We start from the raw sequence: 9,341 nt of genomic DNA on the forward strand, positions 1-9,341 counted from the left end.
CTCATCGCCTTCCGTTCCCCGCTTCAATCCTGGAGTTGTGAATTCCAAAACTGGGGGTGGCTATCGCCTCCTCTCTTGGATTATCAGTTTTGCTTATTTCTTGTATAAGACACTTGTATCACTGACTTTTCCTTGACCCTGAGAGTTCCAACCTCATTTAGTATCACAGTGATACCAAATTTAGGAACATACAGACAGTTATAAGGCTGGTCAGGGGTGCGTCCCTTATATCCATCCAAGGGGGATGGAAGCCTTACCGGGAGGTTATTTCAGGCATTTCGGCCTTATTTCATTCCCGAACGAATCGCACATTCTTCCCCATGTTGACATATCGGGGCCGGGCACTCGGGAATGGAATTGATAATGATCAATTCAATTCGCCACCTGGATCGGCCCGCTGACACTGCCGCTGAAAAACTGTCTCAGGGCGGGATGTTCGGAGCGGTAAGCCTCCTCGACGGTGCCGGCCCACTGAATTTGACCTTGATACAGAAACACCACGCGATCGGCCGTGCGGCGGATGGTGCTGTCCTGGTGCGTAACCATGACGTAGGTGCTGCCCCCGCCGCCCCGTTTTTGCAGTCCCCGGATTAAATCTTCGATCACCGTCGAGGCGATGGGATCTAAACCGGCCGTCGGTTCGTCATAAAGGATCACTTCCGGATTGTCGGCGGGGGTTTCCGGATTGGGCATAATCGCTCTAGCGAAACTGACCCGCTTCCGCATCCCGCCGGACAATTCTGCGGGGTAGCGATCGCAGACATTGGGGAGGCCGACCATTTCCAGCCGTTCCTCGACCAATTCTCGAATCCGAACCGGGGACAGCCGCGTGTGTTCGTAGAGGCGAAACCCGACGTTGTGCTCAATGTTGAGGGAGTCGAATAGAGCGGCATTCTGAAACACCATGCCGATCCCGATCGGGTCGGAGAGGTCGTCCACCCACCCCCGCCGCCGTTTTCCCTTGACGTAGACTTCCCCGGCGTCGGGGGGCAGCAACCCGGCGATAATCCGCAAAATGGTCGATTTTCCGGTGCCGGACGGCCCGATAATGGCCAGGGCTTGGCCGCGATGGATGGTCAAATTGACCCCATCCAAAATCACGTTCGAGCCGAAGGCTTTGCAAATTCCCCGCAGTTCGATCAGCGGCTCGGACATTTCGGATTTTTCGTCTGTTATCCCCATTTCTTTGTGTATTGTGTATCGTGTATTCTGACATCCTCATCGCTCCATCCGAGACGCGGATGGGGGATATCGATCCGAACGTCAGTTCCCAATTGCCAGCATTGCCGAATCTGCCTTGAGGCGAATGATCCATGTCAATCCGTTCTTTTAGTTCTTTGAAATATCGGCTCCGCCGCCTGTTCAAGCTCCGGCTCACCTTGGGTTGGTCGGGCTACCGTTCCCCCCATCGGGTCGGACAGTTGTTCAAGTGGCTGGCCCCCGGTTTGTTGGTGAAGCGGTGGTTGCTCCTGAGTGCCGGGGGGGTGTTGCTGACCAGTTTGGGACTGGCGATCTGGACGGGGATGACGCCCATCTTTTATATTTTGCAACTGCTCAAGGGATTTTTGGGTTGGATCACGACGGTGATCCCCAATTCGGTTTCCGGGCCGCTGGTGCTGCTGGTGGGGTTGTTGATGATCTTTTGGGGCCAGAGCCGCAGTTTCAGCTCCATCACCCAGGTGTTGATGCCGGAGGGGGACGAGGAGTTGGTCGATCGCTTATTAACCCTGCGTCGCCTCAACCGGGGGCCGAAAATCGTGGTCGTCGGCGGGGGGACGGGGTTATCGACGTTGCTGCGGGGGTTGAAGGATTACAGCGCCAACATCACGGCGATCGTGACGGTGGCCGACGACGGGGGGTCGTCGGGGCGGTTGCGGCGGGAGATCGGGGTTTTGCCGCCGGGGGACATCCGCAACTGTCTGGCGGCCCTGGCGGATGAGGAAAAGCTGCTGACGGAGTTGTTCCAGTACCGGTTCCGGGCTGGGGACGGGCTGACGGGCCACAGTTTCGGGAATTTGTTTTTGACGGCGATGGGGGACGTGACGGGGGATCTGGAGCGGGCGATCGCGGCCAGTTCCAAGGTGCTGGCGATCCGGGGTCAGGTTTTACCCGCCACCCTCAGCGACGTGCATTTGTGGGCGAAACTGGCCGACGGGCGGCGCATCTGCGGGGAGTCGAGCATCACGGAGGCCCGGGGCCAGATCGTCAAAATTGGCTGCACCCCTGCCAACCCCCCGGCCCTCCCGAAGGCGCTGCAGGCGATCGCAGAGGCGGATTTGATCGTCATCGGGCCGGGTAGCCTCTACACCAGCGTCATCCCCAACCTGCTGGTGCCGGACATCACCGAGGCGATCGCGAAACGGCCGGTCCCCCGCATCTACGTCTGCAACGTCATGACTCAGCCGGGGGAAACGGACAACTACACCGTTAGTGACCACATTCGGGCGATCGACGATGCCTGCGGGTACAAACTCTTCGACGCGGTGCTGGTCCAGGGCAAAATCCCCCCCGCCCAGGCGCTGATCCGCTACGCCCAGGAGGATTCCCACCCGGTGGCGATCGATCGGGAGGCGGTGAAGCAGTTGGGACGGCGCATCGTGTTGACGAATATCATCGAAGTCGATCGCCAAACGGGCTACGTCCGCCACGATTCCAAGCGGCTCGCCCAGGTTCTGCTGCGCTGGTACTCTCGGGTTTGAGTTGATATGGGGTGTGCTCGGTGCTCGGTGCTCGGTGCTCGGTGCTCGGTGGGGAAGAATTGACAATTCATGTTCTGTCTCCCGACTCCCGGCGCCCCATCCCATCAAGTTCGGATCATCAGTTGTCAAATAGATTTCTGATTATTGAACCATAGAAATAGTTTTTGTTCAAACTATTCTAACGGACAGGATATCACTTGGAGATAAAGTGCACCCAAAAACTGCCGTCGGGGATGCAGACGTTCTGGATCAGGCGGTAGGAGTAGTGCAAATAGGCGCCGCTGAGATCGGTGCGGTATCCGCTGGAAAACCACTCCCCATAGGGGTCGTGGACGATCAACCCGTATTCGTCGTACCCCACCACGACGATGATATGTCCGAAGGAGGTGAAGTACCCGTGGATGACGGCCGGATTGCCGGCGGCGATCCAATCTTGGACGTCCTCGATGATGGCATTTTCGGTGAAATAGTCCTTAGCGCCGTAGTCGCGGACGATCCGCGCCAGGTCGTAGGGGTTGTGGCGGCTGTACCCGCGATTGATGGCATATTCGTACAGTTCATCTTCAAATTGACCGTAGCTGCTCTTGCGCCGGGCTCCTACATATTCCAGACACATGGCGATGGAGGTGACGTTGCAGGCGCCGGTGGGATTGAACCAATTGTCGAGTTGGGATTTGTAGGGGACGTTGGGGAGCCGGTGGCTTTTCGGCAGGGGTTTCGGGTAGGTTTGGGTTCCTCCCTCAAAAACCTGGGCGTTGGGTCCCCAAATGTAGACGACGGAATAGCCGCCGAAGGATTCGCTGCGGAGGGCAACTCTCAGGTGTCCCCGGATCGGGTCGTAGGCGAGGACTGAATATTCCTGGCCGCCGGAGATCGGAAATTTTTCCGAGTCCCCGAGTTGGGAGGAGGCGATCGGTTTGACTTTGAAAACCGTATCTTTCATGATTTTTAACATCGGGGTGGAAACGGGGAGATCGCTCACTTTCGCTTCGATCAATTTCTCGGCCGTCACCTTTCCCAAAAAACCGGGTTCGTTGCAGTTCATCAGCTTTTGAAACCGGTGCAGGGCGGCGGTGGATTTGGGGCCGAAGATGCCATCGACGGGGGGATCGAGCAGCCCCAAATCGATCAGCCGAATCTGAATCTGGCGGCTGAGTTCTTCGTCGTCGTAAATCGCCTTGACGTCGTATCGAATCTCCGTTCCGAGAAAGTCCTGTAGTCTCATCTCACCTGCTCAACGTAATAATACAAAACTGAATGGTATGGGGATCGCCCCGAATTGGGGGTCGGGGCTGGCGCGACCTGCTGTCGATACCATCGGACTCAATCAAGCCGAGGAGTCACCCCCCCGACTCCCTTTCAAAACCGGACGGCAGATGTCCGCCGCCGCCGGTTCCTCAATGATTTGGTGCTGGTCATGGGTATCTTTTAAGCTATCACCTTTGGCAGTCTTCTCATCACGGCCGTTTCGGCGGAGAGGTCAGGGCGGTTCTCGCCCCGATCGCATCCCACAACTTGAGCTTTCGTCAGGGGGACTCCGGTTTCAGGACGACGATGCCATAGGCGTCGGGGGACAGATATTTTCGGGTCGCCTCCCGGAGGGCGTCCGCGTCGAGGCTCTGGATGTGGCGGGGATATTCGAGGGCGAGGTTGAGATGGCCGGCGATCGCCTGATAGTAACCGTACAACCCGGCGCGGTCGGCGGGGGTTTCGTTGCCGAAAATAAACCGGTTGGCGACTTGGGTGCGAACCCGGGCGATTTCGGAGTCGGCGATGGGTTCCTCGTGGAGGCGACGCAGGTGTCGGGCGATCGCGGTTTCGACTTCGGCTAGGTTTTCGACTCGGAGGCGGGCCGAGATGTAGAAGACACCCTGCAACCGCTGGGTCATGTTGCTGCAGGTGACGGCGGAAACCAACCCCCGCTCTTCCCGCAAGTCCCTGACCAGCCGGGACGTCCGGCCCTGACCCAAAATGGTGGCGAGGACGTCGAGGGGGTAGGTTTCGGAGAGTTCGTCGAGCCCGGGGACGCGCCAGACCATCATCAATCGCGCCTGTTGCAGGCCCGGATCGACCCGTTCATGGCGGACGATTTCGGTGAAGCCTTCTTCCGGCATCAGGTCGCGGACGGCGGATTCGGGGTCGGGATCGGTTTTCGGTGCTCCGGGGAAGGCGATGGATTCTTCGACGACGGAGATCAGGTTCTCGACGGGGAGGTTGCCCACGACGGCGACGGTGGTTTGGGCCGGGGAGTAGTGGCGGCGGTGGAAGTCCCGCATCTGGCCGGCGGTCAACTGTTCGATCGCGCCGGCCGGACCGAGCACGGAACGGCGGTAGGGGAGGCGATCGAAGGCGGTTTCCATCGTCCGCCGGAAGCTGCGGCGGGAGGGGTTGTCTTCGGAGCGCCGGATCTCTTCCAAGACGACTAACCGCTCCCGCTCGAAGGCGTCGTCGGGGATGCTGGGATTGAACACCACTTCTAACTGGAGGGGGGCCAGGGTGGCGAAATCTTGGGGGGCGGCGGTGACGTAGTAGTGGGTGTAGTCCTGGCTGGTGGCGGCATTGGTGAGGGCGCCGCGCTGTTCGATGCGTCGTTCAAATTCCCCCGCCTCCAAGGTGGGGGTGCCTTTGAAAACCATATGCTCTAAAAAGTGCGCCATGCCGTTGATGGCGTCGGATTCGACGGCCGAGCCGACATCGATCCACACGTTCAGATTCACCGCATCGACGGGCAATTGTTCGGCGACGATGGTCAAACCGTTGGACAACTGGCGGATGGTCGGTGCGTTGAGCGATCGGGTTCCGGCCGCTGCCGAGAGAGTAGAAGTCATTCGATCCCTAGAAGTGTCGTCTTTTCCCTCTCTATCTTAAAGGTATGGGATGGACTTGCCGGATCGGGCGATGTGATTTTGGCGATCGCGACAGGATGCCGATCACCCTCGAACCGGCTGGCCTGGATTTGACGGTCAAATTGTCGGCCGAGATCGATTCGATTGGGAGCGGGAATGGGTGGGGGCGATCGCCCTCATTTCTACTGTTCCATTCCGCTATTTGTTCCGGCAGCGGGATGCTTGAGAAGGCTGGGTCGAGCGGTTTCAATTGGCGGGGTATTTCCGCGATCGCTCGTTTTTTATCGTATCCAATAATATCTCACTTGTCAAGCTCAATTGACCGATATTTATTTTCACCCTGAGAGCCAATCCGTTATAATATAAAAATCGTCGCTCAGATCGAATTGACTATGGCAATAACCGAGTTCCTCCATGCCGCCATTTTGGTGTCCGACTTGGAAAAGTCCCAACGGTTCTACGGCCAGATATTGGGCTTGAATCAAGTCGATCGCCCCCTGCAGTTTCCGGGAATTTGGTATCAGAGCGGAAACTTCCAGATTCACCTCATCCAAGCTCAGGAAGTGGTCGGCGATCGCGTCAACGAGGACAAATGGGGGCGCAACCGTCACCTCGCCTTCTCCGTATCGAATTTGGAATTTTACCAGAAAATATTGACCGAAAATAACTGCAAATATCAAATGAGTTCATCCGGGCGATCGGCTCTGTTTATTGAAGACCCGGACGGCAATATTATCGAACTCAACCAACAGTAAAACCAGCTATTTCGACATCATTTTAAATGAGGATTATCGCTTATTCCTATACCGATCCGCTTTTAGAAACCGCACCCGATCGCAGGATTTGGGGGTGGGAAGTGGATCGAATTTATCTGGATTTAGGGGGGCGATCGGAACTGGAAAAACTGCTCGAAGATTGCCGTTCGACACCGGCAGAATATTTATTGATCAGACGTTACGAGGAATTGGGTGAATCGGTGCGGGAAGTCGGCGATCGCTTGGATCAGTTTGACCGTCTAAAAATTCAAGTTATTGCCATAGAAAGTGATGGCAAAGCATCCGAAACTTCGCGGGTTGAATTAATTCGATTTTTGGCGGAAATACAGAGGGGACAGCACAGCCGTCGCATCCGAAAAGGACACGCAAAAAACCGCCTGAAAGCTTTGCCACCGCCGGGGAAAGCACCCTACGGCTACCGTCGCGGCAAGGAACGCTACGCCATCGATCGCGCCGCAGCACCCATTGTAAAAGAGTTTTTTGAGCGCTTTTTGATTTACGGTTCCCTGCGGGGTGCGGTGCGATATTTGGAACAGCGATACGGCAAAAAAATCTCGGTGACGACGGGTAAAAGGTGGCTGGTTAATCCGGTTTATCGGGGGGATTTGGAATACAAAAATGGCGAGGTTATTTCTAACACCCACGTCCCGATTATATCCCGGGAGGAAGCCGCGCAGGTGGATCGACTGTTGCGTCGCAACCGACGGCTACCCCCCAGGACTGCGAGTGCGCCGCGATCGCTGGCGGGGTTGTTAGGCTGCGGTGAATGCGGTTCGTCGATGACGGTGACGCGGGTGACGAGTTATCGCAAAGATCGGGAATATCTCTATTTGCGTCCGATGAATTGTCCGCGAAATCAGAAGTGTAAATCCCTGTCTTATGAGCAAATATTAGAGGCGACAATTGAGCGCATTTGTGGGGATCTTCCCGAGGCGGTTTCCGAGTTGGAATTACCGGACTTGGAGCGGGTGAAGGGGGGGTTGACGGGTGCGATCGCATCCAAGCGAGAAATTTTGGCACAGTTGCCGGAACTGGAAGCGACGGGAATTTTTGATGCGGAAACGGCACAAATTCGCGCCTACAAACTACGAAATGAAATTGCGGAGTTGGAGGGAAAATTGGCGCAACTTCCGCCGGTGAATTTGAAGGCGACAGCACAGGCGGTTTCGATCGCGCAATTTTGGCTGGATTTGTCGGAAACCGAACGACGTTTTTATTTTCGGGAGTTTATCCGTAAAATTGAGATTGTCCGCCAGGGGGACGACTGGGATTTGAAGTTGATGTTTATTTTTTAAGGTGATGAAGATCCACCATTATCCCCCTTAAGAAGGGGGACTTGGAGCGCCATTCTCCCCCCTTACCAAGGGGGGTTGGGGGGGATTTTCACTCTTTCAGGTGACAAAAAGCCACCTCCCCCTTAAGAAGGGGGACTTGGAGCGCCATTCTCCCCCCTTACAAAGGGGGGTTGGGGGGGATTTTCACTCTTTCAGGTGACAAAGAGTCGCCATTATCCCCCTTAAGAAGGGGGACTTGGAGTCCCATTCTCCCCCCTGACAAAGGGGGGTTGGGGGGGATTTTAACCGCTGGTGAGGCGGATATGTTCCATAATTCGCTGTTTTCGCTGTTCAGAGTTCATCATCGAACTGTAGGAGGACGCCGGTACTTCTGAGAACTTCCCGACACTCCGCGACAGATGATCTTTGATTTTCTGCTTTTGTTGATTTGAGCGTTCCATATCAATCCAGAGAATCAGGACATTTCTATTGTGTCCGATCTGCCTCTAAATTGGAAGGGTGGAGAAGATTTTTTTTCGGGTCTGGAAGTGTTATAATGATCGGGTTAAAATCCGAACACAAAATCATCGATCGCGATCGCACTCGCCTCCACACCATTCAGAACCGCCAAAACGCTTCCGGTGTCGGTGAGACGGATCTCGGTTCCCGTCGCGACGGATGCGATCGCTAATTGTCCGAAATTCAAATTGCCGGACACGCCGATCAGGTCAAAATCCGCATCAAAATCGGTGATCATATCCCGTCCCGAACCGATAATAAAGGTATCGCGACCATTTCCGCCGGTGAGGCTGTCGTTCCCATCATCACCGCTGAGAAAGTCGTCCCCATCTCCTCCGATTAGGGTATCCTGTTCTTGACCACCGTAGAGGGTATCTCCTCCCTCACCACCAATTAAAACATCATTTCCTAGGTTTCCAAATAACAAATCGTTCCCTTCTCCACCGCAGAGAGTATCCCCTTCTTTTCCGCCGAATAGGGTATCATTGCCATTTTCTCCTTGGATGCGATCGCCTTCCCGGTTTCCGAGTAACAAATCGTCTCCGTCACCACCGGCGATCGAGTCTTCGCCTTGACCGCCAAAAATGGTATCATTTCCTGGTTCTCCCCGCAGCAGGTCGGCTTCGCTATTTCCGAATATTAAATCATCGCCACTGCCGCCATCAATACTGTCATTTCCGACATCTCCCCAAATTACATCATTATCGTCGCCACCGAACAGGCGATCGTCATCTTTGCCGCCATATAAGGTATCCGTTCCGCCATCACCATTCAGGAAATCATTTCCCTGACTTCCGAATAAAATATCGCTTCCGAAACCTCCCTCTATATTGTCGCTTCCTGCCATTCCAAATAAGGTGTCATTTCCGCCAAATCCATTCAACGATTCCGCGATCGCACTCCCCATTTCCACATCATCCGTTTCGCTTCCCTCCACAGTTTCCTGAATAGAATTAACTAAACGACTTAAAGTAACATTTAAAGTCGGAAATGGTTGACAGTGATTTTCAGTATTATCGTCGGGTTCGGGTGTGGGAGTCGGTTCCGGTTCCGGAGTCGGTTCCGGAGTCGGTTCCGGCGTCGGTATCGGAGTTGGTGTGGGAGTTGGTGTGGGAGTCGGGGAAGGTTCCGGTGTCGGATTATCTTCAGAATTGATACTCGCAGATAGGGAAAAGTTGAACGGGTTTTCGTCGCTGTCGTTGGTGACAAACGAGATTTCACCTGTCG

General features: G+C 55.3%; 8 protein-coding genes. 3 read left to right on the forward strand and 5 right to left on the reverse strand.

Annotated elements, in window-relative coordinates:
* Positions 1 to 372: 372 nt before the first annotated feature.
* Positions 373 to 1,155, reverse strand: a complete 783-nt coding sequence (locus tag LKE08_RS21915; RefSeq protein ID WP_324706394.1) for an ABC transporter ATP-binding protein — start codon at positions 1,153 to 1,155, stop codon at positions 373 to 375.
* Between the two features lie 158 nt (positions 1,156 to 1,313).
* On the opposite strand from LKE08_RS21915, the gene LKE08_RS21920 reads away from it, so the two are divergent.
* Positions 1,314 to 2,699: a gluconeogenesis factor YvcK family protein gene (locus tag LKE08_RS21920; RefSeq protein ID WP_324706395.1), complete on the forward strand. Its 1,386-nt coding sequence runs from the start codon at positions 1,314 to 1,316 to the stop codon at positions 2,697 to 2,699.
* 193 nt (positions 2,700 to 2,892) lie between these two features.
* Here the strand turns inward: LKE08_RS21920 and LKE08_RS21925 are convergent, their stop codons facing one another.
* Both LKE08_RS21925 and LKE08_RS21930 read right to left on the reverse strand, forming a co-directional pair.
* A complete protein-coding gene (locus LKE08_RS21925) occupies positions 2,893 to 3,924 on the reverse strand; it encodes a C39 family peptidase (RefSeq protein ID WP_324706396.1) in 1,032 nt (343 codons plus the stop codon).
* Positions 3,925 to 4,225: 301 nt separating this feature from the next.
* Positions 4,226 to 5,527 (reverse strand): pitrilysin family protein, encoded by a 1,302-nt coding sequence (locus LKE08_RS21930; protein ID WP_324706397.1) that lies wholly within the window; start codon positions 5,525 to 5,527, stop codon positions 4,226 to 4,228.
* Between the two features lie 410 nt (positions 5,528 to 5,937).
* Here LKE08_RS21930 and LKE08_RS21935 point away from each other — a divergent pair, with 410 nt between their 5' ends.
* Both LKE08_RS21935 and LKE08_RS21940 read left to right on the forward strand, forming a co-directional pair.
* On the forward strand, positions 5,938 to 6,300 hold the full coding sequence (locus LKE08_RS21935; RefSeq protein ID WP_324706398.1) for a VOC family protein: 363 nt from the start codon (positions 5,938 to 5,940) through the stop codon (positions 6,298 to 6,300).
* 26 nt (positions 6,301 to 6,326) lie between these two features.
* Complete coding sequence (locus LKE08_RS21940) at positions 6,327 to 7,616, forward strand: recombinase family protein (RefSeq protein WP_324706399.1); 1,290 nt, start codon at positions 6,327 to 6,329, stop codon at positions 7,614 to 7,616.
* Between the two features lie 281 nt (positions 7,617 to 7,897).
* Here the strand turns inward: LKE08_RS21940 and LKE08_RS21945 are convergent, their stop codons facing one another.
* Together LKE08_RS21945 and LKE08_RS21950 are read right to left on the reverse strand one after the other, a co-directional pair.
* Complete coding sequence (locus LKE08_RS21945; RefSeq protein ID WP_324706400.1) at positions 7,898 to 8,056, reverse strand: hypothetical protein; 159 nt, start codon at positions 8,054 to 8,056, stop codon at positions 7,898 to 7,900.
* Positions 8,057 to 8,160: 104 nt separating this feature from the next.
* Positions 8,161 to 9,341: calcium-binding protein (locus tag LKE08_RS21950; protein ID WP_324706401.1), on the reverse strand; the 1,181-nt coding region annotated here is incomplete at its 5' end.

It is taken from the genome of Lyngbya sp. CCY1209 (genome assembly GCF_035615495.1).
Classification (GTDB): Bacteria; Cyanobacteriota; Cyanobacteriia; order Cyanobacteriales; family Microcoleaceae; genus Limnospira.

Excerpts from the sequence above, each read along its gene's own strand:
- LKE08_RS21930 (WP_324706397.1), bottom strand. The coding sequence starts at position 5,527 with ATGACTTCTACTCTCTCGGCAGCGGCCGGAACCCGATCGCTCAACGCA.
- LKE08_RS21945 (WP_324706400.1), bottom strand. The coding sequence starts at position 8,056 with ATGGAACGCTCAAATCAACAAAAGCAGAAAATCAAAGATCATCTGTCG.
- LKE08_RS21920 (WP_324706395.1), top strand. The coding sequence starts at position 1,314 with ATGTCAATCCGTTCTTTTAGTTCTTTGAAATATCGGCTCCGCCGCCTG.
- LKE08_RS21935 (WP_324706398.1), top strand. The coding sequence starts at position 5,938 with ATGGCAATAACCGAGTTCCTCCATGCCGCCATTTTGGTGTCCGACTTG.
- LKE08_RS21940 (WP_324706399.1), top strand. The coding sequence starts at position 6,327 with ATGAGGATTATCGCTTATTCCTATACCGATCCGCTTTTAGAAACCGCA.
- LKE08_RS21925 (WP_324706396.1), bottom strand. The coding sequence starts at position 3,924 with ATGAGACTACAGGACTTTCTCGGAACGGAGATTCGATACGACGTCAAG.
- LKE08_RS21915 (WP_324706394.1), bottom strand. The coding sequence starts at position 1,155 with ATGTCCGAGCCGCTGATCGAACTGCGGGGAATTTGCAAAGCCTTCGGC.